The organism is Streptomyces sp. NPDC058758 (genome assembly GCF_042746075.1).
In the GTDB taxonomy this organism is placed as follows: domain Bacteria; phylum Actinomycetota; class Actinomycetes; order Streptomycetales; family Streptomycetaceae; genus Streptomyces.
This window is the reverse complement of sequence record NZ_JBHYPS010000009.1, coordinates 150502-170340: the sequence shown is the minus strand read 5'-3', so window position 1 is coordinate 170340 and position 19839 is coordinate 150502. Positions and strand designations below refer to the sequence as shown.

21 protein-coding genes are annotated in these 19839 nt (G+C 72.3%); 1 reads left to right on the top strand and 20 read right to left on the bottom strand.

The annotated features are described in order from the left end of the window. Window positions 1-26: 26 nt before the first annotated feature. The 11 genes from rpoZ to pyrR all read right to left on the bottom strand — a co-directional run bounded on the left by rpoZ (window position 27) and on the right by pyrR (window position 11524). A complete protein-coding gene (rpoZ, locus tag ACFW6A_RS14730) occupies window positions 27-299 on the bottom strand; it encodes a DNA-directed RNA polymerase subunit omega (RefSeq protein WP_030493615.1) in 273 nt (90 codons plus the stop codon). A 28-nt stretch (window positions 300-327) separates the two neighbouring features. Beyond that, window positions 328-891, bottom strand: coding sequence for a guanylate kinase (gmk, locus tag ACFW6A_RS14725; protein WP_351844258.1), 564 nt, complete (start codon window positions 889-891; stop codon window positions 328-330). Window positions 892-964: 73 nt separating this feature from the next. Further along, on the bottom strand, window positions 965-1288 hold the full coding sequence (locus tag ACFW6A_RS14720) for an integration host factor (protein WP_030493613.1): 324 nt from the start codon (window positions 1286-1288) through the stop codon (window positions 965-967). A gap of 308 nt (window positions 1289-1596) precedes the next feature. Beyond that, window positions 1597-2433 (bottom strand): orotidine-5'-phosphate decarboxylase, encoded by an 837-nt coding sequence (gene pyrF / locus ACFW6A_RS14715; RefSeq protein ID WP_351844256.1) that lies wholly within the window; start codon window positions 2431-2433, stop codon window positions 1597-1599. Beyond that, on the bottom strand, window positions 2430-3539 hold the full coding sequence (locus tag ACFW6A_RS14710) for a quinone-dependent dihydroorotate dehydrogenase (RefSeq protein ID WP_351844254.1): 1110 nt from the start codon (window positions 3537-3539) through the stop codon (window positions 2430-2432). Before ACFW6A_RS14710 ends, pyrF begins: the two co-directional genes overlap by 4 nt. Window positions 3540-3594: 55 nt before the next feature. After that, window positions 3595-6903: a carbamoyl-phosphate synthase large subunit gene (gene carB / locus ACFW6A_RS14705; RefSeq protein WP_351844252.1), complete on the bottom strand. Its 3309-nt coding sequence runs from the start codon at window positions 6901-6903 to the stop codon at window positions 3595-3597. Then, window positions 6896-8035 carry a glutamine-hydrolyzing carbamoyl-phosphate synthase small subunit gene (gene carA, locus ACFW6A_RS14700; protein ID WP_351844250.1) on the bottom strand — a complete coding sequence of 380 codons (1140 nt, stop codon included), beginning with the start codon at window positions 8033-8035 and terminating at the stop codon, window positions 6896-6898. The genes carB and carA overlap by 8 nt, the downstream gene beginning before the upstream one ends. Then, entirely contained in the window at window positions 8032-8604 is a 573-nt protein-coding gene (locus tag ACFW6A_RS14695) for a hypothetical protein (protein WP_351844248.1), read from the bottom strand. Before ACFW6A_RS14695 ends, carA begins: the two co-directional genes overlap by 4 nt. Beyond that, entirely contained in the window at window positions 8601-9887 is a 1287-nt protein-coding gene (locus ACFW6A_RS14690) for a dihydroorotase (RefSeq protein ID WP_386640789.1), read from the bottom strand. Before ACFW6A_RS14690 ends, ACFW6A_RS14695 begins: the two co-directional genes overlap by 4 nt. A 2-nt stretch (window positions 9888-9889) precedes the next feature. Beyond that, window positions 9890-10876, bottom strand: coding sequence for an aspartate carbamoyltransferase catalytic subunit (locus ACFW6A_RS14685; protein ID WP_386483627.1), 987 nt, complete (start codon window positions 10874-10876; stop codon window positions 9890-9892). A gap of 84 nt (window positions 10877-10960) precedes the next feature. Next, window positions 10961-11524 carry a bifunctional pyr operon transcriptional regulator/uracil phosphoribosyltransferase PyrR gene (pyrR, locus tag ACFW6A_RS14680; RefSeq protein WP_043228090.1) on the bottom strand — a complete coding sequence of 188 codons (564 nt, stop codon included), beginning with the start codon at window positions 11522-11524 and terminating at the stop codon, window positions 10961-10963. A 257-nt stretch (window positions 11525-11781) separates the two neighbouring features. Here pyrR and bldD point away from each other — a divergent pair, with 257 nt between their 5' ends. Beyond that, window positions 11782-12282, top strand: coding sequence for a transcriptional regulator BldD (gene bldD, locus ACFW6A_RS14675; protein ID WP_015032294.1), 501 nt, complete (start codon window positions 11782-11784; stop codon window positions 12280-12282). Between the two features lie 184 nt (window positions 12283-12466). Here bldD and nusB read toward each other — a convergent pair whose 3' ends face one another. The 9 genes from nusB to ACFW6A_RS14630 form a co-directional block, all read right to left on the bottom strand. Continuing rightward, window positions 12467-12904, bottom strand: coding sequence for a transcription antitermination factor NusB (gene nusB / locus ACFW6A_RS14670; protein ID WP_351844242.1), 438 nt, complete (start codon window positions 12902-12904; stop codon window positions 12467-12469). A 2-nt stretch (window positions 12905-12906) separates the two neighbouring features. Continuing rightward, a complete protein-coding gene (gene efp / locus ACFW6A_RS14665; protein ID WP_189949395.1) occupies window positions 12907-13473 on the bottom strand; it encodes an elongation factor P in 567 nt (188 codons plus the stop codon). A 49-nt stretch (window positions 13474-13522) separates the two neighbouring features. Then, window positions 13523-14635 carry a M24 family metallopeptidase gene (locus ACFW6A_RS14660; protein ID WP_351844239.1) on the bottom strand — a complete coding sequence of 371 codons (1113 nt, stop codon included), beginning with the start codon at window positions 14633-14635 and terminating at the stop codon, window positions 13523-13525. Between the two features lie 68 nt (window positions 14636-14703). Beyond that, window positions 14704-15645, bottom strand: a complete 942-nt coding sequence (locus tag ACFW6A_RS14655) for an AAA family ATPase (protein WP_386640786.1) — start codon at window positions 15643-15645, stop codon at window positions 14704-14706. 246 nt (window positions 15646-15891) lie between these two features. Next, entirely contained in the window at window positions 15892-16350 is a 459-nt protein-coding gene (gene aroQ / locus ACFW6A_RS14650) for a type II 3-dehydroquinate dehydratase (protein WP_351853645.1), read from the bottom strand. Beyond that, window positions 16347-17444: a 3-dehydroquinate synthase gene (aroB, locus tag ACFW6A_RS14645; RefSeq protein ID WP_351853648.1), complete on the bottom strand. Its 1098-nt coding sequence runs from the start codon at window positions 17442-17444 to the stop codon at window positions 16347-16349. Before aroB ends, aroQ begins: the two co-directional genes overlap by 4 nt. Next, window positions 17441-17959 carry a shikimate kinase gene (locus ACFW6A_RS14640; RefSeq protein WP_386640783.1) on the bottom strand — a complete coding sequence of 173 codons (519 nt, stop codon included), beginning with the start codon at window positions 17957-17959 and terminating at the stop codon, window positions 17441-17443. The genes aroB and ACFW6A_RS14640 overlap by 4 nt, the downstream gene beginning before the upstream one ends. Next, complete coding sequence (gene aroC / locus ACFW6A_RS14635; RefSeq protein WP_351853653.1) at window positions 17956-19140, bottom strand: chorismate synthase; 1185 nt, start codon at window positions 19138-19140, stop codon at window positions 17956-17958. Before aroC ends, ACFW6A_RS14640 begins: the two co-directional genes overlap by 4 nt. 195 nt (window positions 19141-19335) lie before the next feature. Next, window positions 19336-19791 (bottom strand): serine/threonine protein kinase, encoded by a 456-nt coding sequence (locus ACFW6A_RS14630; protein ID WP_351853656.1) that lies wholly within the window; start codon window positions 19789-19791, stop codon window positions 19336-19338. Window positions 19792-19839: the final 48 nt, after the last annotated feature.

Here is a 19839-nt window from a genome sequence, read left to right as displayed (position 1 = left end):
GGCCTGGAGTGACGAACGCAACGCTCTTACTGAACGGGGCCCTCGACGGCCTCGGAGGTCAGCAGACCCGCGTTGATCTCGCGCAGGGCGATCGAGAGCGGCTTCTCGTGGACGTGGGTGTCGACGAGGGGACCGACGTACTCCAGCAGGCCCTCACCGAGCTGCGAGTAGTACGCGTTGATCTGACGCGCGCGCTTGGCCGCGTAGATCACGAGGCTGTACTTCGAGTCAGTGGCCTCGAGCAGCTCGTCGATCGGCGGGTTGATGATGCCCTCGGGCGCGGTGATGGAAGAGGACACGCTCTACCTTCCGAAGATGGATAAAAGATCAGACTACGTGCATCAACGTTAGCAGCTCGCGCGCGACGTCCTCGACGGAGGTGTTGACGAGCGTGGTGTCGAACTCCGACTCGGCGGCGAGTTCGGTCTTGGCCGCCTCCAGGCGGCGCTCGATGACCTCCGGCGACTCGGTGCCGCGGCCGGTGAGCCGGCGGACCAGCTCCTCCCAGCTCGGCGGGGCCAGGAAGACCAGCCGGGAGTCGGCCATGGACTCCTTCACCTGGCGCGCGCCCTGGAGTTCGATCTCCAGGAGCACGGGCTCGCCCTTCTCCAGGCGGTCGACGACCGCGCTGCGGGGGGTGCCGTAGCGGTTGCCCGCGAACTCGGCCCATTCGAGGAGTTCACCGTTGGCGATCAGCTTGTCGAACTCGTCGTCGGAGACGAAGAAGTACTGGACGCCGTGCTTCTCGCCGGGGCGGGGCTTTCGTGTCGTGGCCGACACCGAGAGCCAGACCTCGGGGTGGACCTTGCGCATATGGGCGACGACCGTGCTCTTGCCGACCCCTGAGGGGCCGGAGAGCACGGTCAGCCGCGGACGTACCTCTGCTGCCATGCAGCGATTATTCCAGTATCGCCGGGGTGCCAGGGACGCATGTCCCGGATCGGGCACCGGTCGGGGCGACGGGTCAGGCGCCCGCGCCGCCGAACTCGCGCTCCAGGGAGGCGATCTGGTTGGAGCCGAGACCTCGGACACGGCGGCTCTCGGAGATGCCGAGCCGCTCCATGATCTGCTTGGCGCGGACCTTGCCGACGCCGGGCAGGGACTCAAGGAGGGCGGAGACCTTCATCTTGCCGATGACGTCGTTCTCCTGGCCCTGCTTGATGACCTCGTGGAGGGAGGCGCCGGAGTGCTTGAGTCGATTCTTGACCTCGGCCCGCTCCCGGCGAGCCGCGGCGGCCTTTTCGAGCGCGGCTGCGCGCTGTTCAGGGGTAAGGGGCGGAAGAGCCACGCCTACGTCACCTCGGATGTCGATCTGTCGGATACGGACCGGTGAGGGACCTGGTCGACCCACACCAGTGGAGCAACGCCCGACGACGTGACCGTCGGACGTCCGCTCTGCCCCGGAGACTAGCGGCCATGGCCGCTCCAGTCAGCGAGAACAGCGGAAAAGTCCTGGTCAGCCTCGACCGACCAGGACTTTTCCGGCATATCGACCCGGATTTCTGCCAAGATTTCGTCAAGTGCCCCGACGACACGCGGTCCGGCACCGCCGTCCGCTCCCACCTGCGGGGATGACCGGACGGCGGCGCGCGCCGGTCAGCCGGCGACGGCCGCCCGGATCTCGTCCGCGTAGCGCGTCGCCGCGTCCCGCAGGGCGGACGCGTCCGGTCCGGCCCTCAGGACGCCCCGGCTCACGTTCGGGACCACGTTGCGGACCGCGTCCCCGAAGACGGCCGGGAGGTCGGCCGGGGTCGCGCCCTGGGCGCCGATGCCCGGGGCGAGCAGCGGGCCGTTGATGTCGAGGTCGAAGGAGGAGAGGTCGCCGAGGGTGGCGCCGACGACCGCGCCGAAGGAGCCCATGGGCGTCTCCCCCGCGTTCTCCTCGGCGAGGTGGGCGAGCATGGTCGCGCCGATCGTCCGGCCGTCCCCGCGGACGGCGCGCTGGACTTCGGCGCCCTCGGGGTTGGAGGTCAGCGCGAGGACGAAGAGGCCGGCCCCGGACTCCCGGGCCAGGTCCACGGCCGGCTTCAGGGAGCCGTAGCCGAGGTACGGGGAGACCGTGAGGGCGTCGGAGAAGAGCGGGGAGTCCTTGCGCAGGAAGGTCTCCGCGTAGGCGGCCATGGTGGAGCCGATGTCGCCGCGCTTGGCGTCCATGACGACCAGGCCGCCGGCGGCCCGCAGGTCGGCGGTGGCGCGCTCCAGGACGGCGATGCCGCGCGAGCCGAAGCGCTCGAAGAAGGCGGCCTGCGGCTTGAAGACGGCGACGGTGTCCGCCAGCGCCTCGACCACGGTGTACGTGAAGCGCTCCAGGCCCGCGACGTCGTCCGCGAGGCCCCAGGAGCCGAGCAGGGAGGCGTGCGGGTCGATGCCGACGCAGAGCGGGCCACGCCCGTCCATGGCGGAGCGCAGGCGGGTGCCGAAGGAGGGGGTCACTTCACGGCCTTTCGGTGGTCGGCGCCGACGGCCTCGGCGAGGGTGGCGTACGGGGAGGCCGCGAGGCGCGCGGCGAGGCCCTTGTGGATCGCGCGGGCGTAGAACGGGCCCTCGTAGATGAAGGCGCTGTAGCCCTGGACCAGGGTGGCGCCGGCCAGGATCCGCTGCCAGGCGTCCTCGGCGTTCTCGACGCCGCCGACGCCCACGAGGACGATCCGGTCGCCCACGCGCGCGTACAGGCGGCGCAGGACCTCCAGGGAGCGCTCCTTGAGCGGGGCGCCGGAGAGGCCGCCGGTCTCCTGGACGAGGGCCGGGGCGGAGCGCAGGCCGAGGCCCTCGCGGGCGATGGTGGTGTTGGTGGCGATGACGCCGTCCAGGCCGAGCTCGACGGCGAGGTCGGCGACGGCGTCCACGTCCTCGTCGGCGAGGTCGGGGGCGATCTTCACCAGGAGCGGGACGCGGCGGTCGGTGACCGTGCGGTCGGCGGCCTCGCGGACGGCGGTGAGCAGCGGGCGCAGCGACTCGGTGGCCTGGAGGTTGCGCAGGCCGGGGGTGTTCGGGGAGGAGACGTTCACGACGAGGTAGTCGGCGTGGGCGGCGAGCCGCTCGGTGGACTTCACGTAGTCGGCGGCCGCGTCGGCCTCCTCGACGACCTTGGTCTTGCCGATGTTGACGCCGACGACGGTCCTGAAGACCGGCACGCGCGCCCGGAGGCGGGCGGCGACGGCGGCGGAGCCCTCGTTGTTGAAGCCCATGCGGTTGATCAGCGCCCGGTCGGGGACGAGGCGGAAGAGCCGCTTCCTGGGGTTGCCGGGCTGGGCCTCGCCGGTGACCGTGCCGATCTCGACGTGGTCGAAGCCGAGCATGGCCATGCCGTCGATGGCGACGGCGTTCTTGTCGAAGCCGGCGGCGAGGCCGAAGGGACCGTGCATCCGCAGGCCCAGGGCCTCGGTGCGCAGCTCCTTGTACCGGGGCGCGAGGACGGCGGCGACGAAGGTGCGCAGGACGGGGGTGCGGGCCGCGAGCCGGATCCAGCGGAAGGCCAGGTAGTGGGCCTTCTCGGGGTCCATGCGCTTGAAGACGAGCTGGAAGAAGAGCTTGTACATGGTGGTGTCCTCATGAAGAGGGGGACACCGTTTCCGGTGTCCCCCTCGGTGGCTGCTAGTCGCGGGCCGCGGTCAGGTGTTCGGCGTGTTCCTGGAGGGAACGGACGCCGACGTCTCCGTGGTTGAGGGCGTCGATGCCCTGCACGGCCGCGGCGAGCGCCTGCACCGTGGTGAGGCACGGGACGCCGCGGGACACCGCCGCCGTACGGATCTCGTAGCCGTCGAGGCGGCCGCCGGTGCCGTACGGGGTGTTGACGATCAGGTCGACCTGGCCGTCGTGGATCAGCTGGACGATCGTCTTCTCGCCGTTCGGCCCCTCGCCCTCGCTGAGCTTGCGCACGACGGTGGCGTTGATGCCGTTGCGCTTGAGGACCTCGGCGGTGCCGGAGGTGGCGAGCAGCTCGAAGCCGTGGGCGACCAGCTCGCGCGCCGGGAAGATCATCGAGCGCTTGTCGCGGTTGGCGACCGAGATGAAGGCGCGGCCCTTGGTGGGCAGCGGGCCGTAGGCGCCGGCCTGCGACTTGGCGTAGGCGGTGCCGAAGACGGCGTCGATGCCCATGACCTCGCCGGTGGAGCGCATCTCCGGGCCGAGGACGGTGTCCACGCCGCGGCCGTGCACGTCGCGGAAGCGCGACCACGGCATCACGGCCTCCTTGACGGAGATCGGCGCGTCGAGCGGCAGGGTGCCGCCGTCGCCGGTCTTCGGCAGCAGGCCCTCGGCGCGCAGCTCGGCGATGGTCGCGCCCAGCGAGATGCGGGCGGCGGCCTTCGCGAGCGGGACGGCGGTGGCCTTCGAGGTGAAGGGCACGGTCCGGGAGGCGCGCGGGTTGGCCTCCAGGACGTAGAGGATGTCGCCGGCCATGGCGAACTGGATGTTGATCAGGCCGCGGACGCCGACGCCCTTGGCGATCGCCTCGGTGGAGGCGCGCAGGCGCTTGATGTCGAAGCCGCCCAGGGTGATCGGGGGCAGGGCGCAGGCCGAGTCACCGGAGTGGATGCCGGCCTCCTCGATGTGCTCCATGACGCCGCCGAGGTAGAGCTCGGTGCCGTCGTAGAGGGCGTCGACGTCGATCTCGATGGCGTCGTCGAGGAAGCGGTCGACCAGGACCGGCCGGGTGGGGCTGATCTCGGTGGACTCGGCGATGTACGCCTCCAGGCGCGCCTCGTCGTAGACGATCTCCATGCCGCGGCCGCCGAGCACGTACGAGGGGCGGACCAGGACCGGGTAGCCGATCTCGTCCGCGATCTCCTTGGCGCCGGCGAAGGTGGTGGCGGTGCCGTGCTTGGGGGCCGGCAGGCCGGCCTCCTCCAGGACGCGGCCGAAGGCGCCGCGGTCCTCGGCGGCGTGGATGGCCTCCGGGGAGGTGCCGACGACCGGCACGCCGTTGTCCTTGAGGGCCTGGGAGAGGCCGAGCGGGGTCTGGCCGCCGAGCTGGACGACCACGCCGGCGATCGGGCCCGCGAGGGACTCGGCGTGGACGATCTCCAGGACGTCCTCCAGGGTGAGCGGCTCGAAGTAGAGCCGGTCGGAGGTGTCGTAGTCGGTGGAGACGGTCTCCGGGTTGCAGTTGACCATCACGGTCTCGTAGCCGGCGTCGCTCAGGGCGAAGGAGGCGTGGACGCAGGAGTAGTCGAACTCGATGCCCTGGCCGATGCGGTTCGGGCCGGAGCCGAGGATGATCACGGCGGGCTTCTCGCGCGGCGCGACCTCGGTCTCCTCGTCGTAGGAGGAGTAGAAGTACGGCGTCTTGGCGGCGAACTCGGCGGCGCAGGTGTCGACCGTCTTGTAGACCGGGCGGACGCCGAGGGCGTGCCGGACCTCGCGGACGACGTCCTCGCGCAGGCCGCGGATCTCGGCGATCTGGGCGTCGGAGAAGCCGTGGCGCTTGGCCTCGGCGAGGAGCGCGGGCTCCAGCTTCTCGGCACCGGCGAGCTCGTCGGCGAGCTCCTTGATCAGGAAGAGCTGGTCGACGAACCACGGGTCGATCTTCGTGGCGTCGAAGACCTCCTGGGGGGTGGCGCCGGCGCGGATCGCCTGCATGACGGTGTTGATGCGGCCGTCGGTGGGGCGGACCGCCTCGCGCAGCAGCTCGGCCTTGTCGCCGGGCTCGCCGGTGAAGGCGAACTGGGAGCCCTTCTTCTCCAGGGAGCGCAGGGCCTTCTGGAGGGCCTCGGGGAAGTTCCGGCCGATGGCCATGGCCTCGCCGACCGACTTCATGGTCGTGGTCAGCGTGGAGTCGGCCGAGGGGAACTTCTCGAAGGCGAAGCGGGGGGCCTTGACGACGACGTAGTCGAGCGTGGGCTCGAAGGACGCCGGGGTCTTCTCCGTGATGTCGTTCGGGATCTCGTCCAGCGTGTAGCCGACGGCGAGCCGGGCCGCGATCTTGGCGATCGGGAAGCCGGTGGCCTTGGAGGCGAGGGCCGAGGAGCGGGAGACGCGGGGGTTCATCTCGATGACGATGATCCGGCCGTCGTCGGGGTTGACCGCGAACTGGATGTTGCAGCCGCCGGTGTCGACGCCGACCTCGCGGATGATCGCGATGCCGATGTCGCGCAGGCGCTGGTACTCGCGGTCGGTGAGGGTCATCGCCGGGGCGACGGTGATGGAGTCGCCGGTGTGGACGCCCATCGGGTCGAAGTTCTCGATGGAGCAGACGACCACGACGTTGTCGTGCTTGTCGCGCATCAGCTCCAGCTCGTACTCCTTCCAGCCGAGGATGGACTCCTCCAGGAGCACCTCGGTGGTCGGGGAGAGCGTGAGGCCCTGGCCGGCGATGCGGCGCAGCTCCTCCTCGTCGTGGGCGAAGCCGGAGCCGGCGCCGCCCATGGTGAAGGAGGGGCGGACGACGACGGGGTAGCCGCCGAGCGTCTCGACGCCCTTGAGGACGTCGTCCATGGAGTGGCAGATGACCGAGCGGGCGGACTCGCCGTAGCCGATCTTGGCCTTGACGGCCTCGACGACGCCCTTGAAGAGGTCGCGGTCCTCGCCCTTGTGGATGGCCTCGACGTTGGCGCCGATGAGCTCGACGCCGTACTTCTCCAGGACGCCCTGCTCGTGCATGGAGATCGCGGTGTTGAGCGCGGTCTGGCCGCCGAGGGTGGGCAGGAGGGCGTCGGGGCGCTCCTTGGCGATGATCTTCTCGACGAACTCGGGGGTGATCGGCTCGACGTAGGTGGCGTCGGCGATCTCCGGGTCGGTCATGATCGTGGCCGGGTTGGAGTTGACCAGGATGACCCGCAGGCCCTCGGCCTTGAGGATGCGGCAGGCCTGGGTGCCGGAGTAGTCGAACTCGGCGGCCTGGCCGATGACGATCGGGCCGGAGCCGATGACCAGGACGGACTGGATGTCGGTGCGCTTAGGCACGCTCGGCCTCCATGAGGGTCACGAAGCGGTCGAAGAGGTACGCGGCGTCGTGCGGGCCCGCGGCCGCCTCGGGGTGGTACTGGACGGAGAAGCCGGGCTGGTCGAGCAGCCGGAGGCCCTCCACCACGTTGTCGTTCAGGCAGACGTGGGAGACCTCGGCGCGGCCGAAGGGGGTCTCGGAGACCTGGTCGAGGGGCGCGTCGACGGCGAAGCCGTGGTTGTGCGCGGTGACCTCGACCTTGCCGGTCGTGCGGTCCTGGACGGGCTGGTTGATGCCCCGGTGGCCGTACTTCAGCTTGTAGGTGCCGAAGCCGAGCGCGCGGCCGAGGATCTGGTTGCCGAAGCAGATGCCGAAGAGCGGGGTCCTGCGCTCCAGGACGGCGGTCATGAGCGCGACCGGGCCGTCGGCGGTGGCCGGGTCGCCCGGGCCGTTGGAGAAGAAGACGCCGTCCGGGTTCACCGCGTACACGTCCTCGACGCTCGCGGTGGCGGGCAGCACGTGGACCTCGATGCCGCGCTCGGCCATCCGGCGCGGGGTCATGCCCTTGATGCCGAGGTCGATCGCGGCGACGGTGAACTTCTTGTCGCCGATCGCGGGGACGACGTACGGCTCCTTGGTGGCGACCTCCTCGTAGAGGCTGGCGCCCTTCATCCGGGGCTGCGCCTGCACGCGGGCGAGCAGCTCGGCCTCGGGGGCGAGGGCCTCGCCGGAGAAGACGCCGGCGCGCATGGAGCCGCGCTCGCGCAGGTGGCGGGTGAGGGCGCGGGTGTCGATGCCGGAGATGCCGACGACGCCCTGGGCGGCCAGCTCGTCGTCGAGGCTGCGCGTGGCGCGCCAGTTCGACGGGATGCGGGCGGGGTCGCGGACCACGTAACCGGAGACCCAGATGCGGCTCGACTCGTCGTCCTCGTCGTTCCAGCCGGTGTTGCCGATCTGGGGGGCGGTGGCGACCACGATCTGGCGGTCGTACGAGGGGTCGGTCAGGGTCTCCTGGTAGCCGGTCATGCCGGTGGAGAACACGGCCTCGCCGAAGGTCTCCCCCACGGCCCCGTAGGCGCGGCCGCGGAAGGTGCGGCCGTCCTCCAGGACGAGTACGGCGGGAGCCTGGGCTCCCCTTGTGGAGGTCGTCATCGTGCGATGCCTTCCGTCGTGTTGATCATGGAGTTGAGGGTCTCGACCCAGGTGGTGTGCTCGGCGGCCCGGTCGGAGCGGAAGCCGGAGTCGAGGAGGGTGCCGCCGTGCTCCCAGGTGACGACCAGGAGCCCGCCCTCGGCGAGGACCTTGCCGGCGATGCCCTTGTCGAGGCGGGCCTCGCGCAGGGCGGCGGCGGGGATCAGGAAGTCGTTCGCCCCGGGGCGGACGACGGAGATCCCGGTGTCGGTGAGCGTGAGCCCGGCCCGGCTGCGGGTGCCGAGGCCGTGGGCGACGATCCGGTCGAGCCACTGCCCGGCGGTGGTGGAGCCGTGGTAGCGGCCCTCCATCGTCAGCTTGGCCTCACCGGGCGCCTCCGGCACCTCGGGGAGGGCGGGGAGGTCCGACTGGAGGCTGCCGCGCCACTTCCATCCCTGGCGCATCAGCCAGTAGACGAAGGCGACGAAGAGCAGGAGTCCGACGACCCAGCCGATGCGGCCGGCCCAGTCGGTCACCTCGGCCGACTTCTGCTCCGCGGCGAGGGCCGCGCTTGCGAGGGTGTGTGTCACGCCAACTTCCCGTCCATGACCGTTGCCCGGCCCCGCAGGAAGGTGTGGGTGACGCGACCCGGCAGCTCACGGCCCTCGTAGGGGGTGTTGCGGCTGCGGGAGGCGAAGTCCGCGGGGTCCACGGTCCCACGGTAAGCCGGATCGACCAGGACCAGGTTGGCGGGCTCACCAGCCGAGACGGGTCGTCCGTGGCCGGTGGCGCGGCCGATGCGGGCCGGGGCGAAGGACATCCGGTCGGCGACGCCCGCCCAGTCGATCAGGCCGGTCTCCACCATCGTCTGCTGGACGACGGAGAGCGCGGTCTCCAGGCCGACCATGCCCATGGCGGCGGCGGCCCACTCGCAGTCCTTGTCCTCGTGCGGGTGCGGGGCGTGGTCGGTGGCGACGATGTCGATCGTGCCGTCGGCGAGGGCCTCGCGCAGGGCCAGCACGTCGCGCTCGGTGCGCAGCGGCGGGTTGACCTTGTAGACCGGGTCGTAGGTGCGGACCAGCTCGTCCGTGAGGAGGAGGTGGTGCGGGGTGACCTCGGCGGTGACGTCGATGCCGCGGGACTTGGCCCAGCGGACGATCTCGACGGAGCCGGCGGTGGAGAGGTGGCAGATGTGGACGCGGGAGCCGACGTGCTCGGCGAGGAGGACGTCGCGGGCGATGATCGACTCCTCGGCGACGGCCGGCCAGCCGCCGAGGCCCAGCTCGGCGGAGACGACGCCCTCGTTCATCTGGGCGCCCTCGGTGAGGCGGGGCTCCTGGGCGTGCTGGGCGACGACGCCGCCGAAGGCCTTCACGTACTCCAGGGCGCGGCGCATGATCACGGCGTCGTCGACGCACTTGCCGTCGTCGGAGAAGACGGTGACGCCGGCGGCGGAGTCGTGCATGGCGCCGAGCTCGGCGAGCTTCTTGCCCTCCAGGCCGACGGTGACGGCGCCGATGGGCTGCACGTCGCAGTAGCCGGCCTCCTTGCCGAGCCGGTAGACCTGCTCGACGACGCCGGCGGTGTCGGCGACGGGGTGGGTGTTGGCCATGGCGAAGACGGCGGTGTAGCCGCCGGAGGCGGCGGCGCGGGTGCCGGTGAGGACGGTCTCGGAGTCCTCGCGGCCGGGCTCGCGCAGGTGGGTGTGGAGGTCGACGAGGCCGGGGAGGAGGATCCGCCCCTCGGCCTCGATCACGGTCGCGCCCTCGGCGGACAGGCCGGTGCCGACCTGGGCGATGGTCTCGCCGCCGACGAGGACGTCCTGCGGCTCGCCGCCCAGCACCTTCGCACCACGGATAAGGATCTTGCTCATCTTTACTTGCTCTCCTCGGTACGGGTGGTGGCGGGGGCGGCGGCGGGCTCGGAGCCGCCGAGCAGCAGGTAGAGGACGGCCATCCGGACGGAGACGCCGTTGGCGACCTGCTCGACGACCGTGCAGCGGTCGGAGTCGGCGACCTCGGCGGTGATCTCCATGCCGCGGACCATGGGGCCGGGGTGCATGACGATGGCGTGCTCGGGCATCTTGGCCATCCGCTCGCCGTCGAGCCCGTACCGGCGCGAGTACTCGCGCTCGGTCGGGAAGAAGGCGGCGTTCATCCGCTCGCGCTGCACACGCAGCATCATCACCGCGTCCGACTTCGGCAGCACGCCGTCGAGGTCGTAGCTGACCTCGCAGGGCCAGGTCTCGACGCCGACGGGGACGAGGGTGGGCGGGGCCACCAGGGTCACCTCGGCGCCGAGGGTGTGCAGCAGGTCGACGTTGGAGCGGGCGACCCGGCTGTGCAGGACGTCGCCGACGAGCGTGATCCGCTTGCCCTCGAGGTCCCTGCCGAGCCCGGCGTCGCGGCCGACGAGGCGGCGGCGCATGGTGAAGGCGTCCAGGAGGGCCTGGGTGGGGTGCTGGTGGGTGCCGTCGCCCGCGTTGATGACCGGGGCGTCGATCCAGCCGGAGGTGGCCAGGCGGAAGGGGGCTCCGGAGGCGCCGTGCCGGATGACGACGGCGTCGACGCCCATCGCCTCCAGGGTCTGCGCGGTGTCCTTCAGCGACTCGCCCTTGGAGACGCTGGAGCCCTTGGCCGCGAAGTTGATGACGTCGGCGGAGAGGCGCTTCTCGGCGGCCTCGAAGGAGATCCGGGTCCGGGTGGAGTCCTCGAAGAAGAGGTTGCAGATGGTCCGGCCGCGGAGGGTCGGCAGCTTCTTGATGGGCCGGTCGGCCACCCGGGCCATCTCCTCGGCGGTGTCGAGGATCAGGACGGCGTCGTCGCGGGTGAGGTCGGCGGCCGAGATGAGGTGACGCATCATCGGGGTTTCTCTCCGGGGTGGGGAGGCATCAGGGCGTGCGGGGGCACCCGGAGGTGCCGGGGTCCCGCGGGGTGGCCGGTCCGGCTAGGAGGCGGACTTGCCGCCGAGCAGCACGGTGTCGCGACCGTCCTCCTCGGCGAGCTGGACCTTGACGGTCTCCCGCAGCGACGTGGGGAGGTTCTTGCCGACGTAGTCGGCGCGGATCGGGAGCTCGCGGTGGCCGCGGTCGACGAGGACGGCGAGCTGGACCGCGCGGGGGCGGCCGATGTCGCCGAGGGCGTCGAGGGCGGCGCGGATGGTGCGGCCCGAGAAGAGGACGTCGTCGACGAGGACGACGAGGCGGCCGTCGACGCCCTCGCCGGGGATCTCGGTGCGGCCGATGGCGCGCGCCGGCTTCATCCGGAGGTCGTCGCGGTACATGGTGATGTCGAGGGAACCGACCGGGACCTTGGCGCCGGTGATCGATTCGAGCTTCTCGGCCAGCCGGCGGGCGAGGTAGACGCCGCGGGTGGGAATGCCGAGGAGGACCACGTCGTCGGCGCCCTTGGCGCGTTCGACGATCTCGTGGGCGATCCGGGTCAGGACCCGGGCGATGTCGGGGGCCTCGAGAACGGGCCGCGCCTCATCGACGTGTGCGTGCGTGTCCATGGGAAAAGGACCTCCTTCTCCGCCTCACGGGACGGACCTTAAAGGACGTCGGATGTACGGCGTCCACTTTAGCAGGGACGCTCGCACGTGCTTTCCGGGGGTCACCCCTCCCCCGCTCCGACCTGCGGCGGACCGTCCCCCGGGAGGGGGTGGCGCGTTCCTTTCGGCTTGACGGGAAAGAGTAACGCTGCGTAACCTCACAGTGAGTTACCAGCCGCGCGGCGCAGCCGCATGTCGTCACAGCGTCCGGGAGCGTTATGTCCAGCGAATACGCAAAGCAGCTCGGGGCCAAACTCCGCGCCATCCGCACCCAGCAGGGCCTGTCCCTCCACGGGGTGGAGGAGAAGTCCCAGGGCCGCTGGAAGGCCGTGGTGGTCGGTTCGTACGAGCGCGGCGACCGCGCCGTGACCGTGCAGCGCCTGGCCGAGCTGGCGGACTTCTACGGCGTGCCGGTGCAGGAGCTGCTGCCCGGTACGACCCCCGGCGGCGCCGCCGAGCCCCCGCCGAAGCTGGTCCTGGACCTGGAGCGCCTGGCCCACGTCCCGCAGGAGAAGGCCGGCCCGCTCCAGCGCTACGCGGCGACGATCCAGTCGCAGCGCGGCGACTACAACGGCAAGGTGCTGTCGATCCGCCAGGACGACCTGCGCACCCTGGCCGTCATCTACGACCAGTCCCCCTCGGTCCTGACCGAGCAGCTGATCAGCTGGGGCGTGCTCGACGCGGACGCGCGCCGCGCGGTGGCCCACGAGGAGAACTGACCTCCCCGCCACCCCCCAGTGCAGAAACGTGCCGCCGGGCCCGTGGACGTCATCCGACGCCACGGGCCCGGCGCTTTTCGTACCCCTCCCGCCCCTCCGCCCGCCGCCCTCACTCGGACGGGGGAACGCGAAGGGGCCCGCCGCACCGGGGGTGCCGCGGGCCCCTTCGCAGGGCCGTACGGGACTAGGCGTCCACATCCCGGCGCAGTCGGGGCTTCAGGTCCTTGAAGCGCCCGAGGAGGCCGTTGACGAAGGCCGGGGAGTCGTCCGTGGAGAACTCCTTGGCGAGCTGCACCGCCTCGTCGATCGCCACCGCGTCCGGGGTGCCGTCCTCCCAGATGACCTCGTACGCGCCGAGGCGCACGATGTTCCGGTCGGCGGCCGGCATCCGGTCGAGGTCCCAGTCCACCGCGTAGGTGGCGATGAGCTCGTCGATCCGGGCCACGTACTGGGCGTACCCCTCGACCAGCTGCATCGTGAAGTCACCGACCGGCGGCTGCTGCGCGTCGGCACGGTGGAGCCGGATCTGGTCCGCGAGGACCTCCTGCACGGAAGTGCCGCGCTGGTCGGCCTCGAACAGGATCTGGAAGGCCCGCCTGCGGGCCTTGCTCCGGGCGGCCACGGTTAGCTGTTCACCCGGCCGAGGTAGTCGCTGGTGCGGGTGTCGACCTTGACCTTCTCACCGGTGGTGATGAAGAGCGGGACCTGGATCTCGTGGCCGGTCTCCAGCTTGGCGGGCTTGGTGCCACCGGTGGAGCGGTCGCCCTGGACGCCCGGCTCGGTCTCGGCGATGACCAGCTCGACGGCGGCCGGCAGCTCGACGTAGAGGACCTGGCCCTCGTTCTGCGCGACGAGCGCGGTGAAGCCCTCGATGAGGAAGTTGGCGGCGTCGCCGACGACCTTGCGGTCGATGTGGAGCTGGTCGTAGGTGTCCAGGTCCATGAAGACGAAGTAGTCGCCGTCCATGTAGGAGAACTGCATGTCGCGCTTGTCGACGTTCGCGGTCTCCACCTTCACGCCGGCGTTGAAGGTCTTGTCGACGACCTTGCCGGACAGCACGTTCTTGAGCTTGGTGCGCACGAAGGCCGGGCCCTTGCCGGGCTTGACGTGCTGGAACTCGACGACGGACCAGAGCTGGCCGCCTTCGAGCTTGAGCACCATGCCGTTCTTGAGGTCGTTCGTGGAAGCCACGGTTGCGGAATCTCCTGGACTGACGTGGGACCGAGGGGGCCTGCGCGCCTCACAGCGCGAGCAGCTCCTTGGTCGTGATGGTGAGTAGCTCGGGTCCGCCGTCCGCCTCCTGGCGCACGACGAGCGTGTCATCGATCCGGACCCCGCCCCGGCCCGGGAGGTGGACCCCCGGTTCGACGGTGACCGGCACACAAGCGTCCAGTTTACCCATGGCCGAGGGGGACAACTGCGGGTCCTCGTCGATTTCGAGCCCCACCCCGTGTCCGGTGAGGGGAACGGCGGTCTCCGCGTGGCCCGCGGCGTCGAGGATGTGGCGGGCCGCGCGGTCCACGTCACGGTACCCGGCGCCGGGCACCAGGGACTCCCGGCCGGCCTTCTGGGCGGCGAAGACGAGGTCGTAGAGGTCGATCTGCCAGTCGGCGGGCGCGGTGCCGATGACGAAGGTCCGGCCGATCTCGCAACGGTAGCCGCGGTAGTCCGCGCCGAGACAGACGGAGAGGAAGTCGCCCTCCTCGACCCTGCGGTCGGTGGGCCGGTGGCCGCGCCGGCCGGAGTGCGGCCCGGTGGCGACGGAGGTGGGGAAGGCGGCCCCGTCGGCGCCGTGGTCGACCAGCCGCCGCTCCAGTTCGAGCGCGAGGTGGCGCTCGGTGCGGCCGACGAGGATGGACTCCAGGAGTTCCCCGAGGGCCTGGTCGGCGATCTCGGCGGCGATCCGCAGACAGGCGATCTCGTCCTCGTCCTTGACCACCCGGAGCTGTTCGACGGCGCAGGCGAGGTCGGCGAGGCGGAGTCCGGGCGCGGCGGCGCCGAGGCTGCGGTGGCGGGCCACCGTGAGGTCGTGCTCCTCGACGGCGAGTCCGTCGGCGCCGGAGCGGCGGGCCAGTTCGGCCGCGGCGACGGCCGGATCCCCGCCGCCGAGCGGGAGTTGCTGCTGCCGGAGCAGTTCGTCGAGCCGCCCGTCGAGGGGCTCGCCCTCGGTCGCGGGCGGACGGATCAGCAGGTCCGCGCCGGGGTCGGGGCCGACGAGCAGCACGGCGCCCGGCGGGGCGCCGCCCGCGAGGTAACGGACGTTGGCGGGGCGGGACACCAGGGCCGCCGCGCTGCCCGCTGCCGCGACCCGGTCGCGCAGTCTGACCCGGCGGTCCGCATACACCTGTGACATGTTCCGAGCCTACGAGCCGGGCCCCGCCCCGGCCTGTCGGCGGGGTCCGACCGGGGAGGGCCGCCCGGTCAGCCGCCGGGCGGCGCGGCTATCGCGCGGGCCAGTGCCTCGTCGATGAGCCGGGCGGTGGACTCCACGTCGAGCGCGGAGTTGTCGATGATCGGGAGCCCGGAGCCGTACCAGCCCGCCATCCGGCCGTGGATCGCGGCGACCTCCTCGTCGGAGAGGCGGCGGTTGCCGGCGCGCTGGGCGTTGCGCTCCAGGACGACCTCCAGGCCGGGCAGCAGGACCACCGGCAGCAGGCCGGGGCCGACGTGCCGCTTCCAGCCGCCGAGGCCGACGACGGGACGGTCGGGGAAGACGGCGTCGTCGAGGATGCAGGAGATGCCGTTGGCGAGGAAGTTGCGGGCGGCGAAGCCGCAGGTGCGGCGGGCGAGCCGGTACTGCGCCTCGGAGTGCTCGTTCCACCCCGACTGGGGGTCGGCGAAGCCGGAGCACACCCATTCCCGCACGTCGTCGAGGCTGATGTGGGCGGTGGGGACGGGCCGGCGGCGCGCCCAGTGCCGGGCGACCGTCGTCTTGCCCGCGCCGGCGGGCCCGATGAGCAGCACGGCGAGGGTGGCGGCCCCGGTGCCCGGCCGGTGCTCCACCACCGGCACCGGAGGCAGCAGCGGCACCGCCCCGGTGGCGTGCGGGGAGCCGGGGGCGTGCGGGGCGGCCGGGGCCGCACCGCCGTGTCCGGGCGCGCCGCCGCCCGCGTGCGGCGGTACGGCTCCGGGGGCGGCGCCCCAGCCGGCTCCGCCGGGCGCCGGGGGCGGCCCGGGCTGGACGGCGGGGTGCACCCCCAGCCGACTCCCGGGCGTGCCGGACGGCGGTCCCGGGTAGGGCGCCGCCTGCGGGGGCGGGGGCGGGGGCGGGGGCACGGGGCCGTGCCCGCCCGCCGGGGCCGGGCCGGGCTCCCGGCCCGGCTGCTCGGGCGAGGGCAGCGGTCCCCCCACTGCGTGCTGCATCCGGTGCCACTCCGTCTCGTCGGCCTCGTAGGTCGGTGAGGGCGGCCGGTCCGGTGCCGCCGTCGGCCCCCGCTGCGGTCGCCCGGGGATGCCAAAACGTTACCGCCCCGTCCCCCCGCTCGGGGAACGGGCGGGACCCTGTCGAAAGTGCCCGTCCCCGAGGACGCCGCCCCGCGGGTCGTCGCGGGCATCCGCGGAGGGGCGGCCGCCGTGCCGGCAGCCGCCCCTGGTTCCGCGTACGCCCGTTCAGCCCCTGCCGTCGGCGGCGACCTCCTCGGCGAGCGCGCGCAGCGCGAGCCGGTAGGAGCCGATGCCGAAGCCGGCGATCGTGCCGGTCGCCACGGCGGCCACCACCGAGGTGTGCCGGAACTCCTCGCGGGTGTACGGGTTCGAGATGTGCACCTCGATCAGCGGGGCGGTGCGCTGCGCCGCCGCGTCCCGCATCCCGTACGAGTAGTGGGTGAAGGCGCCCGGGTTGAGCACCACCGGCACCCGCCCGTCGGCCGCCTCGTGGAGCCAGCGGATCATCTCGCCCTCGTCGTTGGTCTCGCGGACCTCGACGTCGAAGCCGAGCTCGGTGCCCAGCTCCCGGCAGGACTCGACGAGCCCCTGGTAGGAGGTGGCGCCGTAGACGTCGGGCTCGCGCGAGCCGAGCCGGCCGAGGTTCGGCCCGTTCAGGACCAGCACGCGGCGCGCCCCGCTCACGCGGAGAGCTCCCCGTAGGCGGCGACGAGGACGGCCGGGTCGGGGCCCTCCAGGACGGACGGCTTGGCGAGCCCGTCGAGGACGATGAAGCGCAGCAGGTCGCCGCGGGACTTCTTGTCCACCTTCATCGTCTCCAGGAGCTTGGGCCACTGGTCGCCGCGGTAGGTGAGCGGCAGGCCGACGGACTCCAGGACGGCGCGGTGCCGGTCGGCGGTGGCGTCGTCGAGGCGGCCGGCGAGGCGGGCCAGCTCGGCGGCGAAGACCATGCCGACGGAGACGGCGGCGCCGTGGCGCCACTTGTACCGCTCGTTCTTCTCGATGGCGTGCGCGAGGGTGTGGCCGTAGTTCAGGATCTCGCGGCGGCCGGACTCCTTGAGGTCGCCGGAGACCACGTCGGCCTTCACCCGGATCGAGCGGACGATCAGCTCGGCGGTGTGCGGGCCTTCGGGCGTCCGGGCGGCCTGCGGGTCCTCCTCGATGAGGTCGAGGATCACCGGGTCGGCGATGAAGCCGGTCTTGATGATCTCGGCGAGGCCGCTGACGAAGTCGTGCACCGGCAGCGAGTCCAGCGCGGCGAGGTCGCACAGGACGCCGGCCGGCGGGTGGAAGGCGCCGACGAGGTTCTTGCCCTCGGCGGTGTTGATGCCGGTCTTGCCGCCGACGGCCGCGTCGACCATGCCGAGGACGGTGGTGGGCACGGCGACCCAGCGGACGCCGCGCAGCCAGGTCGCGGCGACGAAGCCGGCCAGGTCGGTGGTGGCGCCGCCGCCGACGCCGACAATGACGTCGGTGCGGGTGAAGCCGGTCTGGCCGAGGGCCTTCCAGCAGTAGGCGGCGACCTCGGCGGTCTTCGCCTCCTCCGCGTTGGGCACCTGGATGGCGACGGCCTCGTACCCCTGCTCCGCGAGGTCCTCGCGGAGCGCCTCACCGGTCTCGGCGAGCGCCTCGGGGTGGATGACCGCGACCCGCTTGGCCTTGTCGCCGATGAGGGCGGGCAGTTCGCCGAGCAGCTGCCGGCCGACCAGCACCTCGTACGGATCCGTGCCCGCGCTGCCGCCGACGTGGATGCGGGTCACTTCCTGGTCCGTGCTCATGCGTCCTTCAGCTCCAGTGCGTCGAGGACCGCCGCGGCGACCTCTTCGGGGGTGCGGGCGTCGGTGGCGACCACGACGCGCGCGACTTCTTCGTACAGGGGACGGCGGGCGTCCATCAGCTCCCGCCACTGGCGGCGCGGGTTGACCGCGAGCAGCGGCCGGGCCGCGCCGAGCCCGACCCGCCGCACGGCCTCCTCGACGTCCATCGAGAGGTACGCGACGGGCCGCCCGGCCAGCAGGGCGCGGGTGCCGGCGTCGAGGACCGCGCCGCCGCCGAGGGCGAGGACGCCCTCGTGCTCGGCGAGGGCCTTCGCCACGGCGGCCTTCTCCAGGGCGCGGAAGCGCTCCTCCCCGTCCTCGACGAAGATGTCGGAGATCTCGCGGCCCTCGACGGCGACGATGTCGGCGTCGGTGTCCCGGTAGGGCGCGCCGAGCCGTTCGGCCAGGAGCGCGCCCACCGTGGACTTGCCGGAGCCCATCGGGCCGACGAGGACGACCAGGGGGCCGCCGGTCACCGGATGCGCAGGTTGTCGACGTAGCCCTGGACGTTGCGGCGGGTCTCGGGGACCGAGTCGCCGCCGAACTTCTCCAGGACGGCGTCGGCGAGGACGAGGGCGACCATGGCCTCGGCGACGATGCCGGCGGCCGGGACGGCGCAGACGTCGGAGCGCTGGTGGTGGGCCGCGGCGGCCTCGCCGGTGGCGACGTCGACGGTGGCGAGCGCGCGCGGGACGGTCGCGATCGGCTTCATGGCGGCGCGGACGCGCAGCAGTTCGCCGGTGGTGAGACCGCCCTCGGTGCCGCCGGAGCGGCCGGAGGTGCGCTTGATGCCCTCGTCGGTCCTCACGATCTCGTCGTGGGCCTGGGAGCCGGGCACCCGGGCGAGGTCGAAGCCGTCGCCGACCTCGACGCCCTTGATGGCCTGGATGCCCATGAGCGCGGCGGCGAGCCGGGCGTCGAGGCGGCGGTCCCAGTGGACGTGCGAACCGAGGCCGACGGGCACGCCGTAGGCGAGGACCTCGACGACGCCGCCGAGGGTGTCGCCGTCCTTGTGGGCCTGGTCGATCTCGGCGACCATCGCCTTCGACGCGTCGGCGTCGAGGCAGCGGACCGGGTCGGCGTCGAGCTTCTCGACGTCGGCGGGGACCGGGTACACGCCGTACGGCGCCTTGGCCGAGGCCAGCTCGACCACGTGGCTGACGATCTCGATGCCGGCGGCCTCCTTGAGGAAGGACCGGGCGACGGCGCCGAGGGCGACGCGGGCGGCGGTCTCCCGGGCGCTGGCGCGCTCCAGGATCGGCCGGGCCTCGTCGAAGCCGTACTTCTGCATGCCGGCGAGGTCGGCGTGACCGGGCCGGGGCCGGGTCAGCGGCGCGTTGCGGCCGGTCTCCTTGAGCTCCGAGGGGTCGACCGGGTCGGCCGACATGACCTTCTCCCACTTGGGCCACTCGGTGTTCCCGACCATCACGGCGATCGGCGAACCCAGCGACAGCCCGTGCCGGACGCCGCCGAGGAAGGTGACCTCGTCCTGCTCGAACTTCATCCGGGCGCCGCGCCCATAGCCGAGGCGCCGCCGCGCGAGGTGGTCCGCCACCAGCTCAGTGGTGACCGGGACGCCGGCGGGAAGACCCTCCAGCGTCGCGACCAGCGCGGGTCCGTGGGATTCCCCAGCGGTCAGCCAACGCAACCTGCTCAACGATGCTCCTCATGCTCGCGCCTGGGCACTGCGACGGCAGGACCGGGCGCGCGGCCCTGACCCGCCACCCTCGATCCTCCCACGTCCGGGGCGTGGATCCGGCACCTGTCCGGTCTGCGGACGGGCACGGGAGCGGGGCCGCCCGGCCGCCCGCGCGTCGCACGGGCGGCCCCGCGTGTCCGGGCGGCGCGGAGATCAGCCGCAGTTGCCCCAGGGGCTGGTGTAGTTGATGTCGTGGGTGCCTCCCGCACCGGACTCCTCGTAGTAGGCGGAGAAGCGAACGCACTTGCCCGGAGCGTAGAGATAGACAGGGCCCGCGTAGTACTTGTACTCGTCACGATCGATGATCCAGCTGCCGCCTTCGGCCTGGATGCCGGCGCTGAGCTCTGTCGGGTAGCCGTAGACGACGCCCATGTCCGGGTGCTTCATCGTCACGACGCAGTTCTTCTTCGTGGACGCGCTGTAGAGGAGGAAGACCGTCACCGTCTGCCCCCATCCGATGGTCGCCTTGCGCTGCACGTAGTAGCTCGACCCGCAGGCCGAGACCGCCGCGCCGTCGGAGATGGCCGCGTTGGCGGTGCCACCCGTCGCGAGCACGGTGCCGAAGGCGACGGCGAGCGCCGCCAGACCGCGGGATATGGACCTGCGCACTGTTCCTCCCTGGAGCACGGCGCCTGAGGCCGTGCGATCAGGGGGAAC

Coding starts and splice junctions, on each gene's coding strand:
- gmk (WP_351844258.1), bottom strand. CDS start 891: ATGGCAGCAGAGGTACGTCCGCGGCTGACCGTGCTCTCCGGCCCCTCA.
- ACFW6A_RS14710 (WP_351844254.1), bottom strand. CDS start 3,539: ATGTACAAGCTCTTCTTCCAGCTCGTCTTCAAGCGCATGGACCCCGAG.
- carA (WP_351844250.1), bottom strand. CDS start 8,035: ATGACGACCTCCACAAGGGGAGCCCAGGCTCCCGCCGTACTCGTCCTG.
- ACFW6A_RS14690 (WP_386640789.1), bottom strand. CDS start 9,887: ATGAGCAAGATCCTTATCCGTGGTGCGAAGGTGCTGGGCGGCGAGCCG.
- ACFW6A_RS14685 (WP_386483627.1), bottom strand. CDS start 10,876: ATGATGCGTCACCTCATCTCGGCCGCCGACCTCACCCGCGACGACGCC.
- pyrR (WP_043228090.1), bottom strand. CDS start 11,524: ATGGACACGCACGCACACGTCGATGAGGCGCGGCCCGTTCTCGAGGCC.
- bldD (WP_015032294.1), top strand. CDS start 11,782: ATGTCCAGCGAATACGCAAAGCAGCTCGGGGCCAAACTCCGCGCCATC.
- ACFW6A_RS14660 (WP_351844239.1), bottom strand. CDS start 14,635: ATGTCACAGGTGTATGCGGACCGCCGGGTCAGACTGCGCGACCGGGTC.
- ACFW6A_RS14655 (WP_386640786.1), bottom strand. CDS start 15,645: ATGCAGCACGCAGTGGGGGGACCGCTGCCCTCGCCCGAGCAGCCGGGC.
- aroB (WP_351853648.1), bottom strand. CDS start 17,444: ATGAGCACGGACCAGGAAGTGACCCGCATCCACGTCGGCGGCAGCGCG.